17 protein-coding genes are annotated in these 17,759 nt (G+C 60.7%); 6 read left to right on the top strand and 11 right to left on the bottom strand.

The window, feature by feature from the left end; translation table 11 throughout:
• Window positions 1-47: 47 nt before the first annotated feature.
• Window positions 48-2,030 carry a malto-oligosyltrehalose trehalohydrolase gene (treZ, locus tag YH62_RS20425; protein WP_082118434.1) on the bottom strand — a complete coding sequence of 661 codons (1,983 nt, stop codon included), beginning with the start codon at window positions 2,028-2,030 and terminating at the stop codon, window positions 48-50.
• 63 nt (window positions 2,031-2,093) lie between these two features.
• A complete protein-coding gene (locus YH62_RS20420; RefSeq protein ID WP_046796129.1) occupies window positions 2,094-3,794 on the bottom strand; it encodes an alpha-glucosidase in 1,701 nt (566 codons plus the stop codon).
• Between the two features lie 124 nt (window positions 3,795-3,918).
• On the opposite strand from YH62_RS20420, the gene YH62_RS20415 reads away from it, so the two are divergent.
• Together YH62_RS20415 and YH62_RS20410 are read left to right on the top strand one after the other, a co-directional pair.
• Window positions 3,919-4,101 carry a hypothetical protein gene (locus tag YH62_RS20415; protein WP_046796128.1) on the top strand — a complete coding sequence of 61 codons (183 nt, stop codon included), beginning with the start codon at window positions 3,919-3,921 and terminating at the stop codon, window positions 4,099-4,101.
• A gap of 10 nt (window positions 4,102-4,111) precedes the next feature.
• Window positions 4,112-4,324: a hypothetical protein gene (locus YH62_RS20410; RefSeq protein ID WP_046796127.1), complete on the top strand. Its 213-nt coding sequence runs from the start codon at window positions 4,112-4,114 to the stop codon at window positions 4,322-4,324.
• A gap of 105 nt (window positions 4,325-4,429) precedes the next feature.
• On the opposite strand, the gene YH62_RS20405 is transcribed toward YH62_RS20410, so the two are convergent.
• The 4 genes from YH62_RS20405 to YH62_RS20390 all read right to left on the bottom strand — a co-directional run bounded on the left by YH62_RS20405 (window position 4,430) and on the right by YH62_RS20390 (window position 8,368).
• A complete protein-coding gene (locus YH62_RS20405; protein ID WP_046796126.1) occupies window positions 4,430-4,942 on the bottom strand; it encodes a ferritin-like domain-containing protein in 513 nt (170 codons plus the stop codon).
• A gap of 158 nt (window positions 4,943-5,100) precedes the next feature.
• Entirely contained in the window at window positions 5,101-6,171 is a 1,071-nt protein-coding gene (locus tag YH62_RS20400; protein ID WP_046796125.1) for an HlyD family secretion protein, read from the bottom strand.
• 33 nt (window positions 6,172-6,204) lie between these two features.
• Window positions 6,205-7,917, bottom strand: coding sequence for an MFS transporter (locus tag YH62_RS20395; protein WP_082118433.1), 1,713 nt, complete (start codon window positions 7,915-7,917; stop codon window positions 6,205-6,207).
• Window positions 7,904-8,368, bottom strand: a complete 465-nt coding sequence (locus YH62_RS20390) for a MarR family transcriptional regulator (RefSeq protein WP_082118432.1) — start codon at window positions 8,366-8,368, stop codon at window positions 7,904-7,906. The genes YH62_RS20395 and YH62_RS20390 overlap by 14 nt, the downstream gene beginning before the upstream one ends.
• Before the next feature lie 447 nt (window positions 8,369-8,815).
• Here YH62_RS20390 and YH62_RS20385 point away from each other — a divergent pair, with 447 nt between their 5' ends.
• From YH62_RS20385 to YH62_RS20370, 4 genes are all read left to right on the top strand, one after another.
• A complete protein-coding gene (locus tag YH62_RS20385) occupies window positions 8,816-9,364 on the top strand; it encodes a sigma-70 family RNA polymerase sigma factor (RefSeq protein WP_046796123.1) in 549 nt (182 codons plus the stop codon).
• Entirely contained in the window at window positions 9,361-10,005 is a 645-nt protein-coding gene (locus YH62_RS20380) for a DUF1109 domain-containing protein (RefSeq protein ID WP_046796122.1), read from the top strand. Before YH62_RS20385 ends, YH62_RS20380 begins: the two co-directional genes overlap by 4 nt.
• 110 nt (window positions 10,006-10,115) lie before the next feature.
• Entirely contained in the window at window positions 10,116-11,348 is a 1,233-nt protein-coding gene (gene pepT, locus YH62_RS20375) for a peptidase T (protein WP_046796121.1), read from the top strand.
• Window positions 11,349-11,486: 138 nt separating this feature from the next.
• Window positions 11,487-13,103 carry an ABC-F family ATP-binding cassette domain-containing protein gene (locus YH62_RS20370; RefSeq protein ID WP_046796120.1) on the top strand — a complete coding sequence of 539 codons (1,617 nt, stop codon included), beginning with the start codon at window positions 11,487-11,489 and terminating at the stop codon, window positions 13,101-13,103.
• Here YH62_RS20370 and YH62_RS20365 read toward each other — a convergent pair.
• The 5 genes from YH62_RS20365 to YH62_RS20345 form a co-directional block, all read right to left on the bottom strand.
• Complete coding sequence (locus tag YH62_RS20365) at window positions 13,069-13,629, bottom strand: isochorismatase family protein (RefSeq protein WP_046796119.1); 561 nt, start codon at window positions 13,627-13,629, stop codon at window positions 13,069-13,071. The two genes, YH62_RS20370 and YH62_RS20365, sit on opposite strands and share 35 nt — an antisense overlap.
• Before the next feature lie 62 nt (window positions 13,630-13,691).
• Entirely contained in the window at window positions 13,692-14,471 is a 780-nt protein-coding gene (locus tag YH62_RS20360) for an SDR family NAD(P)-dependent oxidoreductase (protein ID WP_046796118.1), read from the bottom strand.
• Between the two features lie 60 nt (window positions 14,472-14,531).
• A complete protein-coding gene (locus tag YH62_RS20355; RefSeq protein WP_046796401.1) occupies window positions 14,532-14,960 on the bottom strand; it encodes an HD domain-containing protein in 429 nt (142 codons plus the stop codon).
• Window positions 14,961-14,964: 4 nt separating this feature from the next.
• Window positions 14,965-15,339 (bottom strand): GFA family protein, encoded by a 375-nt coding sequence (locus YH62_RS20350; RefSeq protein ID WP_046796117.1) that lies wholly within the window; start codon window positions 15,337-15,339, stop codon window positions 14,965-14,967.
• Window positions 15,336-17,657, bottom strand: a complete 2,322-nt coding sequence (locus YH62_RS20345) for an FdhF/YdeP family oxidoreductase (protein WP_046796116.1) — start codon at window positions 17,655-17,657, stop codon at window positions 15,336-15,338. Before YH62_RS20345 ends, YH62_RS20350 begins: the two co-directional genes overlap by 4 nt.
• Window positions 17,658-17,759 lie beyond the last annotated feature (102 nt).

Here is a 17,759-nt window from a genome sequence, read left to right as displayed (position 1 = left end):
GTCGGGTGGGTGTCACAAGCTGTTTGCGAAGATCGCGTGCTTTGCCGTCAGCCACTCTTTTCCTGCTCGACGCCGGATAGATGCAACTGCCACGCCCGCATTTGCTTAGGGTCCGGTTTCGGCGGAAGCTCCGCACGCGTGGCGGCGAAAAGAAGAGCGCAATCGCCTGTAAGCGTCCAATGCCGTTGCAGATCGATCGGGCGGACGCCGCTGCCGCCATAGACAGGATCCTCGCTCGACCAGGCGACCCGCCATTGCATGCCTTTCGGAGGCCCAAGAAGCGGATCCGGAAGGCTCCAAACCATCAGATCCTTGCCGAGATTGACAAGCAACAGGCGTTCATCGCCTGCGTTCCCGCACAGGTAACGCAACAAGAAGGCGGTGTCCGAAAGAACGCTGCCGTCAACCCTGCTCCTGCTTGGATCGAAGGCCGGCTGCTCACGCCTGATCTTCAGAAGATCGCGATGGAGAGCGACGACATCGGCGTTCTTCTCCCATTCGCTCCAATCGAGTTTCGAACGCTCGAACGTATCCGGATCACCGGGAACGGGCATGTTGCGGGCAAAGTCCTCGCCCCTGAGACTGGGAAATTGCTTTAGGGATTCAATGCGTCCCCGGCGGACGGTTTCCAGAAGCTTGTCTCCCTGGTCGGCAAAATAATGGAACGGGCTCGAAGTACCGAACTCCTGCCCCTGGAACAACATCGGCGTCTGCGGTCCGAGCAGCAGCAGCGCCGTCATGGCCCTGACGCGCGCGGGGGAAGCCAGCCTGTCCATGCGCAGGCCGGTGCCCGAATTGGCGATCTGGTCGTGATTCTGCAGGAAGTGGACGAAGTTTTCAGGCGCGAGGTCCAGGCCCGGACGGCCGCGCGGCCCATCCTGCCAGTCATATCTCTGGCCTTGAAAAAGATAACCGAATTTGGCGGAGGAAACGAACTCCTGCGCTTGACCGCGATGATCGTGGTAATAGGCCTCATTGCGGCCCGTCAGCGCCACCATCGCTGAATGGTGAAAATCGTCATTCCAGAGCGCGTCGAGCCCGTGGCCGGAACTTTCCGGCGATCGCACCAGCCTGGTGTCCTGCGGCTCGTTTTCCGCCACCAGATAGATTTGACGCTTTCCGGCCGCGGCACGCGTCTCCCGCACTATCAGTGCGATCACATGCTCATCGCTGTCATCGAAAAGCGCCTGGGTAGCGTCGAGCCGCAGCCCGTCGAAATGGAATTCGTCGATCCAATAGGCCGCGTTCTTGGAAAAAAATTCGCGGACGGCGGCGCTGCCCGCCCCATCGAAATTGATGGAGGCACCCCAGTCGTTGCGGTAGCGGTCCGTGAAATAGTCGGCGGAGAAGTCGCCGAAGCGCTCGCCGCAGCCGAAGTGGTTATAGACGACATCCAGGATTGCACCGAGCCCGAGGCGGTGAGCAGCATCGATGAAGATGCGCAGATCATCCGGTCCGCCATAGAGACGGGTCGGCGCATAGGGCAGCACGCCGTCATATCCCCAGCCGAAGGTACCGTTGAATTCATTGACGGGCATGACCTCTAGGCAGGTGATGCCGATATCCCTTAAGTGGTCGAGCTTCGAGGCCGCCGCGGCCCATGTACCTTCCTTCGTGAAGGTGCCGATATGCATCTCGTAGAGCACCTGCCTTTGCGGCGATATTCCCGGCCAGTCCCCGTCCTGCCATCGGTAGGCAGAAGGATCGACCACCATGGAGGGACCGGCGGGGCCTTGGGGTTGGAAACGGGAGGCCGGATCGGCTAGCAACTCATCGAGGCCATCCAGTTTCAGGCTGTAAAGCGTCCCGGCCGTCATGCCTGGGACATGCAGCGAGAAATAGCCATCAGGTTCGGCCGCCATGGCATACTCGTCTCCGTTTTCCACCACGACGGAGACATGCTTGCGGGCCGGAGCCCAGACACGGAAGGAAACGCCGCCATCGACCAGTTCGGCGCCGACCGGATAACGACGTCCTGGGGAACAGCGACGGGATGTTTGGTAGCTGACGGACTTCGAAGGGCTGCTCATGGCAGTTCCGGTAGTGGGAGCGGAAACGGCTAACGAACATCCAGCAGCGCTCGAAGTTCCAGTCTATTTCGCTGGCGCCTTACACAGGATCGCGAAGGCCTCGTAAGCCCTCAACTCGACACCTTCGCAGAGCTCCGTCACGGGCGAGTAATTGCTGATCAGGCACTCGCCGCAAACCTGCAGTTCGTCAGGAATGGTCAACGATATCGGCCGCGGCGTGAAATTGGCCATCACGACCAGCCGATCCCCTTTCAAAGTGCGGGAATAGACGAATATGTCCGGATGCTGGTCCAGCCATGACTGGTAGAGGCCATAGACGATGACCGGATGTTTCTTACGCAGCGCGATCAGTTTGCGATAATGATTCCAGACCGAGTTTTCGTCCGTCATCGCGCTTTCGGCATTGATCTTCGGATAGTTGGCGTTGACCTCGATCCACGGGACACCGGTCGTGAACCCACCATGCGGAGCAGCGCTCCATTGCATGGGCGTGCGGGCATTGTCGCGGCCGTTCTCATTGGCGCCCCGGAGGAAGTCTTCCGGCGAGTAGCCCGCCTCGACATGCAGCCGGTGCATGTTCAGCGTCTCGATATCCCGGTACTGCTCGATCTTGGTGAAGGGAACGTTGGTCATGCCGATCTCCTCCCCCTGATAGATGAAGGGAGTGCCCTTCATCAGGTGCAGCACGGTGGCCAGCATCTTGGCTGATTCCATGTGATAACCGGTGACGTTGCCATATTTGGAGACGGCGCGCGGCAGGTCGTGGTTGCCCCAGAACAGCGAGTTCCAGCCGTCCTCGGAAAGCGCGTATTGCCATTTGCTGAGCACGGATTTGAGCCGCACCAGATCGAAGGGCTTCGGGCGCCATTTGCCGAACTTCTCGTCCCACTGCTGGGTGACGTGCTCGAACTGGAAGATCATCGAAAGTTCCCGGCGGTCCTTACCGGAATAGAGCAGCGCCGAGCCCGGCGTTGCGCTCCAGGTCTCCCCGACGGTGAGCACGTTCCGGCTGCCGAAGGTTTCGCGGTGCATTTCCTGCAGATAATCGTGCAGGTGCGGGCCGTCCTTGACGATCTCCTGATCGACCTTTTTCCCGATGTAATCGATGACGTCCATGCGGAAGCCGGCGATACCGCGCTCAAGCCACCAATTCATCATCTTGTAGATCTCGGCACGAACCTTTGGGTTTTCCCAATTAAGATCCGGCTGGCGGCGAGAGAACAGATGCAGATAGTATTCGCCCGTTTCCGGATCGAGCGTCCAGGCCGGGCCACCGAAGGATGACTTCAGGCGGTTCGGAAATCCGCCGTCCGCCCCTGGCCGCCGCCAGATATAGAAATCGCGATAGGGATTATCGATCGATTTTCGTGCCTCGATAAACCATGGATGCTCGTCCGAGGTATGATTGACCACGAGGTCGAGCAGGACGCCGATATCGCGGCGTCTCGCCTCCGCAACGAGGTGATCGAAATCGGCAAGCGTGCCGAATTCCGGGGCGATATCCTGGTAATCGGAGATATCGTAGCCATTGTCGTCCATCGGCGAGGCGTAGATCGGTGATAGCCAAATCACGCCGACCCCGAGCGCCTTCAGGTAGTCGAGCTTCGACGCGATGCCAGGGATGTCTCCGATGCCGTCGCCGTTGCTGTCGACGAAACTGCGGGGATAAATCTGGTAGACGGTCGAGGTGTGCCACCATTTACGCTCTATCGAAAACCCTTGCTCTATCACGCGGGTTGCGGGCTGTTCGCTGAATTGGTCCATCGGAAGCCTCCCTCAACTCTCTGGCTCGAACGTCCAACGGCTGCGGGAGTTCCTGGATCGCGGAACATTGGCGGTCTGTGCCGGTTAGGTCTGCGAGAACCATAACCGCTAAAGGAGGTCCAGCATGAGCAGCCGACTCCCTCCAACTCCCCCTGAAAACCTGAGTCACAAGGGCTCCGGCGAACAGAGCCATGCGACAGACGAACGGCAGGGCAAATCGCATGCGGCAAACGATCCCGCCAAGCAGGGCCAGCAGGGCAACACCAAGATCAACACCACCCATCAGGGTTATCAGCAGGACCGCTGAGGAGGTTTTAATGTCGACATCCGAAAAGACGCCGGCCAGTATCCGCCAGGGCGGGCCTGGCGCTTCTCACGAGAATGCGAAGGAGCCGCTGGAGATCAAAAAACCAGCGGCCGACTCCGACCGCCGATCGCAGAGCCGGGTCTCCGGCGGGGGCGGCGAACGCGACAGCCATCATACGCATGATGCCGAAAAGAAGGGCGGCGGCACGCGCCCGGCCCACTAGACATCTCAAGACTAAAGAACGCGCCTCAGCTGCACTTAAAATTCAGACGCCCTCCCCGCTGATCCGGAGAGGGCGATTTAATGCGCGGTAAGCGAACAGGCCGGGTCAAACCTTGGCCGTTTCTCCGGCTTCCTTGAGCGAGGCGAACTTGACGGTGACGGAACGAAGGTTCTCGTCGAGCCATTTCGCCATTGCCATTTCTTCGTCCAGATTGGCCTTCAGCGCTGCGACATGACCGGGAAAGCCGCCGAGATCGGCGATGGTGATCAGCGATTTGTAAGCCGCGATCTCGTAGTTCTCGAAAGCGAAATTGGCGAAGGAGTTCTTCAGTATCTCATCGCCGGCAATCGAATGCCCCATAGCGGCCATCGAGCCGGTGAAGGAAAGCGCCACATCCTTCAGCATGGACCTGTCTTCGGAAAGGCTGTCCAGTACTTCCTCCAGTCTGGTGATCTGTCCTTCTGTTTCGCGGATATGTTGTTCGAGCTTCCTCGCGACTTCCGGATAGTTCTCAATCCGCTTCACCTGCGGCTTCATGATGGAAAGCGCCTGATTTTCCATTGCATGAGCGTTCTTTAGCCCGGTAACGAAAATCGAACGGGTTTCGGTCTCGGCCATTTTGCGGTTCTCCCTTGTTGGTATCCTCTAACCGCACGCCATCCTCTTTGTTCCAGCCGGGAAGCTTGAAGCCGAACAGCAAACGCCCCGCGCCGATAAGCTGAACAGGCGCGGGGCGCTCTCCGTCCGGATATTTCACTGACCGTTGGCGGCAACGGTCAGTTGGCGGCCGTTCGAGCCGCAGCCGCATCGCCCTGCGCGAGGTCCACGCTTGCGACCACCGACATGCCAGGGACGAGCCTGTCGGTGAAAGGCTGCTGCGGCTCTATGGCGATCCGGACAGGAATGCGCTGGGCAACCTTGGTGAAATTGCCGGTCGCGTTGTCCGCCTTGATGACGGAGAATTCCGAACCCGTGGCCGGCGCGAAGCGCTCGATGCGGCCGATGAAGGCCTGATGCCCGAGCGCATCGACGGTGAAGGTCACCTGCTGCCCAGGCTTCATGCCATCAAGCTGGGTTTCCTTGAAATTCGCCACCACCCAGACACGATCTGGCACCACCGATCCGATCTGAGTGCCGACGGAGACATATTGCCCAAGCCGTCCGGTCACCTCGCCCAGTGTGCCGTCCTGAGGGGCGACGATGCGCGTATTCTGGAGGTCGATCTCGGCCAACCTTACGGCCGCCTGAGCGCCCTCGACATTGGCTTCGAGCGAGCGCCGGCTGACGACGATGGTGTTGAGGTCCTGTTGCGCGACGAGCTCGGCGGCCTCAGCCTGATGGACGGCTGCCTGAGCCTGGTCGAAGGCTGCGCGGTTCTTCTCCCATTCGCTTTGGCTGGCAATGTTCTTTTCCAGCAGGTTCTGGGTGCGCGCATAGGCGGTTCTGGCCGCCTCGAAGGCAGCCTTGGCGCTCTCGACCGCTGCCTTGGCGGACGCGATCTTGGCTTCTGCCGACTTGCGACTCTGTTCGGAATTGGCAAGCGCCGCTTCCGCGGCCGCGAGCGTGGCCTTCGCCTGCTCCAGCTTCTGGGCATAGATGCGGTCATCGATCCTGGCGACGAGATCGCCTTTTCTCACCTTCTGATAGTCCTGGACGGGAACCTCGACCAGATAGCCGGCGAGCTGGGGACTGAGAAGCGTCACCTGGCCGCGCACATAGGCGTCGTTGGTCATTTCCACGGACCCGTGGAAGGGCGGCAGGTTCCAGGCATAGAGGACCACGAGAATGCCGGCTGCGCCGATGAAGAGAGCGATATAAGTGGCTATGGAGCGAAATATCTTGGTCATGGCAGTTTCTTCTTGTTCTTGCGGATTGTTGTTTCAGGCGGCAGTCGGCGCTGGACGGCTCCAGCCGATCCGCAATCGTTCGCGATTGCGCCAGCCGACATGGATGACCAAGCAGGCAAGCGCGAAAAGCGCGAGATAGAAGGTCAGAAGGAACGAGTCGTTGTAGGCGAGCGCATAGGCTTGCTGCGATACCTGTCGGGAAAAAGAAGCGGCGCCCTGCAGCGTCTGCTGACCCGGATCTGCCAGGACCTTTCCATAGGCCCCGCCGAGCTGCTTCAGCCGGGCGGCGACGAGCGGATCGGTGGAGGCAAGCCGCGCGACCAGCCGGAAGGAATGGAACTGCTCCCGCCATTGTACGAAAGTGCCGTAAAGAGCGCTGCCTAGGTAACCTCCGACCTTCTGCGTGGCAAGGAAGACCACGAGGAAGGAGAGGATGTAGTTCGGTCCCCGCTTCAGCGCCGCCCCCATACCCACGGCAAGCGCCGGCGGCAGGAAGAGACCGCTCGCGAAGGTCACCAGCGCCTGGCTCAGATACATCTGCTCCGGCCGGGTAAGAATGGTCGAGCGGCTGTCCATATAGCTGCCGACGGCGATCAGGATCAGTGACACGGCATGGATCAGCGATTCCCGGCCAGGTTTCATCAAGGCGGCGCATATCATGCCTGCAACGAGAGCCGCGATCAGCATGACCCAGTAGAGACCGGCCATCTGCTCGTTCAGCATTCCGACATTGCGCAGGAAGTTGACCGCGCCGCTCGACTGCTCCGACAGCGCTATGCGGAAGACCATCAGGACGCCGGTGAAATGCAGGATTTCGCGCGAGGTCAGCCACCGGATGTCGACGAGATGGTTCTCGCGGTTGAGTTCGATGGCCGCGAAGATCGCCGAGGCCGCGATCCCGATGACGATCAGCCAGGCAAGCCAGTCCGCCTCGAGCCACCAGTAGGTCCGCCCCACCGTGAGCGCCATGGCGAAGGAGCCGAGCCCGACCGCAAGGAAGATGTAGCTCACCACGTCGAGCGTGCTGATGACCTTGGCCCTCGGCGGCGAATTGAGCGGCAGAAGATAGACGAGACCGAGCGAAATCATCGCAAGCCCCATCTCTACCCGGTAGAGCGCATGGTAATCGCCGATATCCATCAGGGCAGGCGAGATGAGGCCTGTAACCGGTGTTGCAAGCGCCGAGGCCGTAAGCGCAATGCAGATGCCTATGTTCATCTTCCTTGCAGACGGCAGGGGCTCCAGGATGTAAAGAAAGCCAAGAGAGGTCATCGGCGCTGCCGCAACGCCTGCGAAGAAACGCAGCACGAGCGCGCTGTGATAGTCGTTGACCCAGAGATGGGCGAGGCAGACGAGGAGATAGACGACGATCGCCACTTCCGCGAAGTTCCTCAGCCCATATTGGGCCCTCACCTTGAAAAGCAGCAAAGTGAGGCTGGCGTTCGGAAAGAGGTAAACGGCCATCAGCCAGGTCGCCTCCACCTGCGTCAGCTCCATGGGACCGGCGATCTGCTGCAGGTTCGTGGAGAGGAAGCTCAGGCCGAGACCCTGTGTGAGAGTGATCAGCGCGCCGGCCAGAATATAGGCGGCGGTCAACAATGGAGGCTTCGGCGCGAAGGCGGGCGGTGTGGCAGGCGCAGCGGGCTTGGGAGGCTCGGGAACCGCAGAAATCGCGTCGGCGGGTTCTGCCCGCCGTTCATCGCCATCCCGTTCATCCGTTGCTTGCGAAACTTCACGCAGAGACATCGACAATCTCCAGATCGGCGATGTTGGCTGAAATGGTTTCGATAAGCGCGATGGAGGCGCGCAGGTCCTTTTCGTCGATATCGGCGAAGATCCGCATGCGCATCCGGTCGGCGATCGATTTCACGAGTGCCGCCTGCTCCTCTCCATGAGGAGTGAGAACGATGAGCTTCACGCGCCGATCATTGGCATCCGGACGCCGTTCGATAACGCCGTTTTCCTCCATGCGGTCGAGAAGCCGAACCATGGTGGCCTGCTCGAGCTCCATCTCGCAGGCAAGTTCGCTCTGGGTCATGCCCTGCTTCTTGGCAAGCCGAAAGAGGACGCGGGCGCGCGGATAGGTCAATCCATGCGCCGTCACCTGCTGGTTGAAGGCCGTGTGGATCTTGCGGCTCGCCTTGTTGAGCGATTCCAGAAATTCGGAAGAGAGGGTGTCGCGTTTCATCGTAGGCATAATGTTAGTGTGCTAAGTTTCACTTATCAGGTTAATTAGTACACTAAGTTTCTGCATGCAAGGGTCGAGACGAGAATTTTCGATTGTGCAGGAAGATTGCGGATGCGGGCGGCTGATCGCACCTACACCGGCAGCGGGCCGGGTCCCCATCCGATCAACGAAGAAAGCGGCCGCGAAACCGATATCCCACGGCCGTAGCTGCATCAGTTCATGCTATCGCAGGCCTTCGCCATTTCGGCTTTCTTCATGCTGTCCTTTTCCATGTCGGCCTTGTGCATGCAGTCGGCCTTGCCCAACGCCCGGATACTGAAGGTTCACGGCCATTCCTTCGCTGTCATTGGAATCCCGTTACAGTTTCGCGCCTATGTGATACCGATTGCAGGGGAATGATTTTTGCCGGCTCGTGTAACCGATCCGCTTCTTTCCACGAATGTCCGATGAAACGGCATGACAAACGCAAATTCGGAACAAAGTTTGAAGCAGCTCATGCTTCTCTCCCTCGACGGGGATGAGGGGGCGTATCGGCGTTTGCTTCATTCCCTGCGCACCCTGCTCATAACCTATTACGGCCGCAGGATGGGAGGCGGAACCAGAGCGGATATGGAAGACCTGGTCCAGGAGACATTGCTGGCACTGCATTCCCGAAAGGCGACCTATGACCGGGAGCGGCCTTTCACAGCCTGGTTCTTTGCGATCGCCCGTTACAAGCTGATCGATCACCATCGCGGGCACGGTGGTCGGGCCGCAGCGGAAATTGAACTCGCCGAAGATATCGAAGACGGTTTCGGAGAGGAGGCCCTGACGGCGCGGATGGATGTGGAGCGGCTTCTCGAAACCCTGCCGGCCAAGCAGCGGGAATTCATCCGCCAGGTAAGGCTCGAAGGCCAGTCGGTCTCCGACACCGCCGATCGCTACGGCCAGACGGAATCGGCGATCAAGGTCGGCATTCACCGGGGCATCAAGGCTCTTTCACAAAGATTGCGAGGCGATACGTGAAGCGGACGGATGACATGATCGAGGCTCTCGTGCGCGACTTGCGGCCGACGCCGCGTCGCGCGCTAGAACGCCGGTTTGTATTGGGCGTTCTTCCCGCCCTCGCCGTTTCGCTTGCCCTCATGCTGGCGATCCTGGGACTTCGCGTCGATATGGCCCAAGCGGTGACACTGCCGGTCTTCTGGATCAAATCCGCCTACAATGCGCTGCTTGCGCTGGCCGCCTTCACCGCGGCTCGTCATCTTGCCCGTCCTGACGGATCGCAAGGACGGTTTTTCAAGCTCGCAGCAATCATGGTGGCCACAATGGCGGTGATCGCCGCCACGCAGCTCCTGTCCTCTCCCGAGGAGATCTATCTGGCCCTTATTTTCGGATCGTCGGCGCTGCATTGCCCTTTTCTGATCCTGGCATTCGCGGTTCCGGTGCTTGCCGGGAATTTTTGGGTTCTTCGCGGTGCCGCGCCGGCCGATCTCAGGCTCGCGGGCTTTATTGCCGGCATTGCCTCGGGTGCTGCCGGCGCCTGGGTCTATTCTTGGTTCTGCACCGAGAACGGCATGCCCTTCGTGCTGATCTGGTATTCGTTGGGGATATTGATGACGGGCCTGATCGGCGCGTTCCTCGGCCCGCGATTGCTCCGTTGGTGAAGCTCCTGTCAGCGACGATCAAAGAAGGCTCGCGGTATTAAGATTATCGTTCACGCAACCGTCTCTTCCCGCTACAGTTCGGGCTCTCGTCCTTTGTCCCGGATTTCACAATGACCGATAGCGTTCTCGACCGTTTTCTTCGTTATGTCGTCATCGATACCCAATCCGATGCGAAGTCGAAGACGCAGCCCTCGACCGAAAAACAAAAGGTGCTCGGCCGGCTCTTGGTAGAGGAGTTGCTGGCGATCGGCCTTTCTGATGCTCATCTCGATGAGCATGGCTATGTCTACGCGACCATTCCTTCCAATACGACCAAACAGGTGCCGGTCATCTGCTTTTGTTCGCACATGGATACCGCGCCGGATTTCAGCGGCACCGGCGTGAAGCCGCAAATCGTGAAGAACTATCAGGGCGGCGACATTCGCTTGCCCGGCGATCCGGAGCAGGTGATCCGCGTCGACGAGCACCCGGAACTCTTGAACCAGATCGGCAACGACATCGTCACGACCGACGGAACGACCCTGCTCGGCGCCGACGACAAGGCGGGCATTGCCGAGATCGTGGCGGCCGCCGAGTTCCTCGTGAACAATCCGGATATCGAGCACGGCACGATCCGCATTCTATTCACCACCGACGAGGAGATCGGCCGCGGCGTCGACAAGGTCGACCTCACCAAACTCGGCGCCGAATTCGGCTATACGGTCGATGGTGAAACCGCCGGCACGATCGAGGATGAAACCTTCTCCGCCGACGGCGTGGAAATCTCCATCAAAGGCGTCGCCATTCATCCGGGCTTCGCCTTCGGCAAGATGGAGAACGCGATCAAGATCGCCGGCACGATCATCGATCGGCTGCCGAAGGAGATCGCTCCCGAAACCACCAAGGACAGGGAAGGCTTCATTCACCCGACCGACCTCAGCGGCTCGATGGAAAAGGCAAGCTTGGGCTTCATCATCCGGGATTTCACCGAACAGGGCCTTGCCGAGAAGGAGGCCTTGCTGGAGAGGATCACGAAGGAGGTGTTGGCGGCCTATCCGGGCTCTTCCTTCAGCTTCAACGTGAAGGAACAGTACCGCAACATGAAAGCAGTCCTCGACCATCATCCCCAAGTGGTCGAGAACGCGATCGAGGCAATCCGGCGCGCAGGCATGCAGCCGGTGCGCGGCAGCATCCGCGGCGGTACGGACGGCTCCCGGCTATCCTTCATGGGACTGCCTGCGGCCAATCTCTTCGCCGGCGGCCATGCCTTCCATTCCCCGCTCGAATGGGTGAGCAGGCAGGATATGGAAAAGGCCGTCAAGACGCTGGTCGAACTTGCGAAAGTCTGGGCGGAGCGCGCCTGAAGCGCTCCCGCGGGCTTGAAGCCGGCACGTTGCCGCCATAAGTAGGGTTCACCCGCAGTTCCAACAGGATGTGACGCATCATGGATTTCACCCCGACAGCAAAGCCGCTTCGCCTTGCCATTGGGAACTTGCCGATCCATGCCTACATCCATAACGCTTTCCGATCTTTCCTGGTCCACGCCTGACGGCCGGCCGCTTTTCACAGATCTTTCCTTGAGCTTCGGCGCCGAGCGCGCCGGCCTTGTCGGCCGCAACGGCGTCGGAAAGACCACGCTTCTGAAGCTGATTGCCGGCGATCAGACGCCGCAATCCGGCACGGTTGCCGTTTCAGGCCGCCTGCATGTGCTGCATCAGAGCGTTCAGGTTTCGCCGGAGGAAACGGTTGCCGATCTCTTCGGCATACGCGATTCGCTTGCCTTGCTTGGCCGCGCCGAGATGGGAGAGGCGACGACCGAGGAACTGACTTTGGCGGATTGGACGCTGGAAGCGCGCGTGGCTGCAGCACTGACGCGGACCAGTCTGGAAGCAGAAATCCACACCCCGCTTCTCACCCTTTCCGGCGGCCAGCGCACCCGTGCTGCGCTCGCCGCCGCCATCTTTGCCGAACCGGACTTCCTGATACTCGACGAACCGACCAACAATCTCGATCGCGACGGCAGGCAGGCGGTGATCGAGCTCCTTGCCGCCTGGCGCAGCGGTGCGATCGTCGTCAGCCACGACCGTGAACTGCTCGAAACCATGGACGTCATCATCGAGCTGACGACGCTGGGGGCGACCCGCTATGGCGGCAACTGGAGCGCTTATCGCGAACGCAAGGCTCTGGAGCTTGCGGCAGCCGAACATGATCTGGCGGAAACACAAAAGCGGGTGGCGGAAGTCGCCCGCAGCGCGCAGGAGCGGGCCGAGCGCAAGGCGCGCAGGGACAGCGTCGGACGCAAGAAGGCGGCCAGGGGCGACATGCCGCGCATCGTTGCGGGAGGATTGAAACGCCGGGCGGAAAACACCAGCGGCGACCATGCCCGCCTTGCCGAGCGCCGGCAAGAACTGGCCATGGAAGACGCCGCTGCCGCGCGCGAGAAGATCGAGGTTCTGCAGCCGTTCTCCGTCAAGCTGCCCTCGACAGGTTTGCCGGCGAACAAGGCGGTGCTGCTGATCGATGGTGTGACAGCCGGCTATTCGCAGGAACAGCCGGTATTGCGCCGCCTCTCGCTAGAAATCACCGGGCCAGAGCGGCTGGCCGTCACGGGTCCGAACGGTTCCGGCAAGACGACGCTGCTGTCGCTCGTCACCGGAGCGCTGCAGCCCTTCGATGGCTCGGTGCGGGCCATGGTACGGTTTTCCATGCTCGATCAGCGTGTAAGCCTGCTCGATCCCTCCCTTTCCATCCGCGACAATTTCCGGCTGCTTAATCCGGATGCGGACGAGAATGCCTGTCGCGCGGCCCTGGCCCGCTTCATGTTTCGGGCGGATGCCGCCCTGCAGATCACCGGAAGTCTCTCCGGCGGGCAGATGCTGCGAGCGGGTCTGGCCTGCGTTATCGGCGGTCCGCATCCTCCCTCCTTGCTCATTCTCGATGAGCCGGCCAATCATCTCGACCTCGATTCGATCGCGGCCGTCGAGGCGGGATTGCGCGCCTATGACGGCGCGCTGATGGTCGTCAGCCACGATGAGATGTTTCTGGAGGCGGTCGGAATTACGCGGCGATTCGGCCTGGTTCCGCTCACGTCACCGGAGAGCCGGCAAGAACGCGGGTAGTCACCAGGTTGGCGCCTGCAGCCTCGAATTCGGCGTTCTTGCGCGCGATGATCTTCTCGGCTGTCTCGTCCGGCTGGTCCACAGTGCTGTGCGCATCCGGGACAACCGTGACCTTCAACCCGCGAGCATGGGCACCCTTGACCGTCGCCGCCACGCAGAAGTCGCTCTGCGCGCCGACGAGGACAACCTCGCTGGTCTGCTGGTCGTCGACCCACCGTGCGAATTCCGGATTGCTGAACGCATCGCCCACGCTTTTTCCAAAGGTCGGCTCGTCGTCTCGCTGGCCGAGCGCCGGCCAAACGGGCCAGCCGGGCGCACCGGGTGCCAGCGGGTCACCCTCCGGTCCGTCATGACGGATGAAGGCGATCTTGCGATGACCGCCTCTCGCCCATTCGATGATCGCGCGGACACGGGCCGCAATTCCTTCGGCATCGTGCACCGCCGGCTCGGCGACACCGTCGAACATTCCGGTCTGGAGGTCGATGACGACGAGCGGGGCCGTTTCGGGCGGCAGGCGGGGTGACATGGATGGACGCTCCGGAAAGATGGCGATGCATCACGATAAAGCGTTTCAAGCGGAATGGGAAATTATCTGAGTAGCCCTTGCCCACCATCGACGAAGATCGGAGCGCCAGTCACATGCCTCGAACGCTCCGAGGCGAGAAACAGGATGACCTCGGCCACATCCTCGCTTTCCCCTGCCCTACCGCCGGTAATCGGAATATCGCCCTTCGGAAACTGCACCGGCACGGCGGTTTCCTTCTCGGCGCGCAAGGTCGTGTTGTCGTCGATATTGGTGTCGATCGCGCCCGGACATACGGCATTGACGCGGATTCCATGCTTGCCGAGTTCCAATGCGAGCTGCTGAACGATTGCCACCTGCGCCGCCTTGGTCGCCACATAGGCCGTCGCGCCCGGCGTGTTGAAGCTGCGATTGCCGTTGATCGACGATACGACCACCACGGAGCCGCCCTGCTTCTTCAAATGCGGCACAGCCGCATGAAAGGTGAGATAGGTGCCGCGCAGGTTGACCGCGATCGTCTGGTCGAACTCTTCCGGCTTCAGATCGTCAATCGGTGCCCACACCCCGTTGATGCCGGCATTGGCAACGACGATATCGAGCCGTCCGAACTCGCTCGCAAGTCTATCGAACGCCTCGCGCATCTCGGCTTCATCCGAAACATCCGCCTCGAGCACCAGTGCCTCGCCGCCTGCCCCCCTGATCTCCTCGGCGGTCCTCTCGATCTCGCTTCTGGTTCGCCCGAGCACGCCCACCTTCGCGCCTGCCGCGGCAAGCTTGACGGCGGCTGCCTTGCCGATCCCGGAGCCTGCGCCCGTTACCAGGGCAACTTGCGATCGAAGTTCCATAAGGCGATCCTTCTGTCTTGAATGCGGGTCATGCCTCGTCAAACGAACGGCAGGAAAAGCTCAAGGTTCCGGATATTTCTCCTTGAGAATGCGCAAGCCCTCGGTGAATTTCGAGCCATCGCCGCCCATGCGCAGCGTCTGCGACAGGTTGTCAGTCAGATCGGCCCGCTTCACCGGCCGGGCCAGCGGGTTGGCGATCGAACGCCCCACGAAGGCGAAATAATCCTCACCGTCGCGCTTGCTCATGGCATCGACCGCTTCGACGATCCTTTCCGGAAAACCTTCCTGCCGCAGCCGGTCGAGTGTCCAGCCGGAGCCTTTTTCCACGACATCGTGGAGCCAGGCGACGAGCTTTTCGTCATCTCCTTCCAGGCTCTCTGTGACACGCCGCACATGCTCGATGAAAGGCTCGCCGGTCTTGCTCGACTGGCCATCATGCGCTTCGGTCGCGATGGCGATCGCTTTTTCGATCAGGCTGTTTGACGACATGGCATCATGTCCGGTCTTCATCGAATTGCTGAACCGGCAGTGGCTGCAGCCAGTTTTCGCGGCGCTTCACCCATATTTCATAGGTCGGCTCGAGATCCGTCGGCGCCATATCCAGGGAACCCACACGGATTTCCACCTCGTCGCCACCGCCGGCGTTGAAAACGCGCGAACCGCATTCAGGGCAGAAGCCGCGTCCATGGAAATACTTCACTTCGCCCGTGCTTTCGAAAGCCTGACGCGGCCAGATGCCAAAGGTCACGAAGCTCGATCCGCTTTCCTTCCTGCAGTCGGCGCAATGGCAAAGACCCAACCTCAACGGGGCATCCCTGACGGCATATCTGACCTTACCGCAGAGACAGCTTCCAGACCGGATAATCATGAGACCTGTGACCTCCCGAGGTTTACTCCATCTTTTCCTTCTCCGGCGGCGGCTATCCGCACCGGCACCGATTTCGCTGCCGGCACCTTGCTTTTTTCCGCATGCTGCCAGAGCGGGACCAGCACGTTGCATTCCGGATAATAAGCCGCGCAGCATCCCTGCGGCACATCGTAGGGTACCGCCCGGAGACCGGAAATGGAGCGCATGACGTTGTCGGTAGAAACCGTTTCCACCGTCACATCGGCGCCCTCTGCTATGCCGAACCGCGCCATGTCTGCCGGATTGAGGAAAATCACCATGCGTGTGCCTTCGATGCCGCGGAAGCGGTCGCGATAGCCATAGACGGTGGTGTTGAACTGGTCGTTGCTCCTCAGCGTGATGAGCCGCAGCACATCCTGTTGCGTGCCGCTGTCGAAGCTTGCAGAAAGCGCCTTCGGAATCTTGAAATTTGCCTTGCCCGTCTCGGTTTTCCATTCACGCTTGCGGGCGGGCAAAGGCTTCTCGAAACCGCCGGGAGTCCACATGCGGCTGTTGAAATCCTGAAACGTCTCGGGCCAGGTGGCTTCGATGGCGTCCCGCACTTTTCCATAGTCAGCGACCCATTCGTCCCAAGGCACGAGCGGATTGGGTGGCAGCACCGCCTTGGCGATCTCGGCGATGATCTTCGGCTCGGAAAGCAGATGCTTGGCTGCCGGTTGATAGCGCCCTTTCGAAGCGTGAAAGCAGGCGGTCGAATCTTCCGTCGTCACCACCTGCGCGCCCGTCGCCTGCTCGTCTCGCTCCAATCTTCCAAGACAGGGGAGCAGATAGGCCACATCCCCATTGAAGAGATGGCCGCGGTTGAGCTTTGTCGCCACCTGAACGGTAAGCCGCATTCGCGGCCAGGCTTCCTCCATCGGCCCTGTATCGGGCACCGCCCGCAAAAAATTGCCCCCAAGACCGATGAAGGCGCGCACCTCGCCGTCGAGAATGCCGCGGCAGACATCCACTGTCGTCATACCGTCCTCGCGTGGCGGGTCGAAGCCATAGAGTTCGGCGAGTCTCTCGAGCGGCACCAGGTTCGCCTTCTCGGCGATGCCGACCGTTCGTTGCCCCTGCACGTTGGAATGGCCTCGAACGGGGCAAATACCGGCACCGGGCTTGCCGATGTTGCCTCGCAAAAGCAGCAGGTTCACCAGCATCTGAACGCTGTCCACGCCGAGCCTGTGCTGGGTAAGCCCCATGCCGTAGACCGCCATCACCGCATTGGCGCGGCCATAGACAGCAGCCGCCTCTTCCATTTCGTCGCGCGTGAGGCCGGCCTCCTTTTCGAGCACGCCCCAGGACTGCTCCTCGACGAACGCCCTGAACGCATCGAACCCGTGGCAATGCTCGGCAATGAAGGCATGGTCGAGTATGCCGCCCGAAGCCGCTTCGCGCTCGAAGAGCGATTTGCACATCCCCAATACCGCTGCGATATCGCCACCCGCCTTCACCTGATAGTAGCGATGACTGATCCTGGTCTCTCCGCCGGTCAGCATCTCGACCGGATTCTGCGGATTGGTGAAGCGCTCCAGCCCACGCTCCTTCAGCGGGTTGAAAGTTACGATCGTGCAGCCCCGCCGCGCCGCCTCCTGAAGTTGGTGCAGCATGCGGGGGCTGTTCGAACCCGTATTCTGCCCGAAGAAGAAGATGGCGTCGGCATGTTCGAAATCGTCGAGCCTGACCGTGCCGACCGGCTGGCCGATCACCTCCGGAAGTGCGACCGAGGTCGTCTCGTGACACATGTTGGAACTATCCGGCAGGTTGTTGTTGCCATAGAGCCGGGCGAGAAGCTGATACATGTAGGAAGCTTCGAGCGAGGCCCGGCCGGAGGCGTAGAAGACGACTTTCTTTGGCTCGCTTTCGCGGAGCCCTTTAAGCTCCCGGCCGATCTCCTCGAAGGCGCTTTCCCAGGAAACAGGCTCATAGATGTCGAGCAGGTGGTCGTAGCGCATCGGATGCGTCAGCCGCCCGGCAGCTTCCAGGCTGTAATCGTCCCATTTCTGCAGTTCGGAAACGGTATGCGCGGCAAAAAACTCCGGCGTGGCGCGTCTGGTTGTCAGTTCCCAGAAGGTCGCCTTGGCGCCGTTCTCACAGAATTCCGCCGGATGCGGATGCGCAGGTTTTGCCCAGGCGCAGCTCACGCATGCGAAACCCTTCGGCTTGTTCTGGTGCAGGAGCGCATCGATGGTCGAAAGACGGGCCCTGCTGCGAACCGCATTGCGCAGAAGCGAATGAACGGAACCCCAACCGCCCGCGGGACCCTGGTAATGCCTGATATGGATCTGCGAGGTCATCGCGGACTTTCCTCTCGAAGGCCGGAGCTTTCCGGGCATTTCAAGGAATAATCACCGCGATCCCACTTGGTTCCCGGCCTGGCTTATCCAGCAGTCTCGTCG

Origin of the sequence: Rhizobium sp. LC145 (assembly GCF_001005825.1) — a bacterium.
In the GTDB taxonomy this organism is placed as follows: domain Bacteria; phylum Pseudomonadota; class Alphaproteobacteria; order Rhizobiales; family Rhizobiaceae; genus Neorhizobium.
The sequence above is the reverse complement of the archived record's forward strand: the minus strand, read 5'-3'. Positions and strand labels throughout refer to the sequence as shown.

Bases quoted from the DNA above. Each gene is read 5' to 3' on its own strand.
- treZ (WP_082118434.1), bottom strand. From the start codon at position 2,030: ATGAGCAGCCCTTCGAAGTCCGTCAGCTACCAAACATCCCGTCGCTGT.
- YH62_RS20420 (WP_046796129.1), bottom strand. From the start codon at position 3,794: ATGGACCAATTCAGCGAACAGCCCGCAACCCGCGTGATAGAGCAAGGG.
- YH62_RS20415 (WP_046796128.1), top strand. From the start codon at position 3,919: ATGAGCAGCCGACTCCCTCCAACTCCCCCTGAAAACCTGAGTCACAAG.
- YH62_RS20410 (WP_046796127.1), top strand. From the start codon at position 4,112: ATGTCGACATCCGAAAAGACGCCGGCCAGTATCCGCCAGGGCGGGCCT.
- YH62_RS20405 (WP_046796126.1), bottom strand. From the start codon at position 4,942: ATGGCCGAGACCGAAACCCGTTCGATTTTCGTTACCGGGCTAAAGAAC.
- YH62_RS20400 (WP_046796125.1), bottom strand. From the start codon at position 6,171: ATGACCAAGATATTTCGCTCCATAGCCACTTATATCGCTCTCTTCATC.
- YH62_RS20395 (WP_082118433.1), bottom strand. From the start codon at position 7,917: ATGTCTCTGCGTGAAGTTTCGCAAGCAACGGATGAACGGGATGGCGAT.
- YH62_RS20390 (WP_082118432.1), bottom strand. From the start codon at position 8,368: ATGCCTACGATGAAACGCGACACCCTCTCTTCCGAATTTCTGGAATCG.
- YH62_RS20385 (WP_046796123.1), top strand. From the start codon at position 8,816: ATGACAAACGCAAATTCGGAACAAAGTTTGAAGCAGCTCATGCTTCTC.
- pepT (WP_046796121.1), top strand. From the start codon at position 10,116: ATGACCGATAGCGTTCTCGACCGTTTTCTTCGTTATGTCGTCATCGAT.
- YH62_RS20370 (WP_046796120.1), top strand. From the start codon at position 11,487: ATGCCTACATCCATAACGCTTTCCGATCTTTCCTGGTCCACGCCTGAC.
- YH62_RS20365 (WP_046796119.1), bottom strand. From the start codon at position 13,629: ATGTCACCCCGCCTGCCGCCCGAAACGGCCCCGCTCGTCGTCATCGAC.
- YH62_RS20360 (WP_046796118.1), bottom strand. From the start codon at position 14,471: ATGGAACTTCGATCGCAAGTTGCCCTGGTAACGGGCGCAGGCTCCGGG.
- YH62_RS20355 (WP_046796401.1), bottom strand. From the start codon at position 14,960: ATGTCGTCAAACAGCCTGATCGAAAAAGCGATCGCCATCGCGACCGAA.
- YH62_RS20350 (WP_046796117.1), bottom strand. From the start codon at position 15,339: ATGATTATCCGGTCTGGAAGCTGTCTCTGCGGTAAGGTCAGATATGCC.
- YH62_RS20345 (WP_046796116.1), bottom strand. From the start codon at position 17,657: ATGACCTCGCAGATCCATATCAGGCATTACCAGGGTCCCGCGGGCGGT.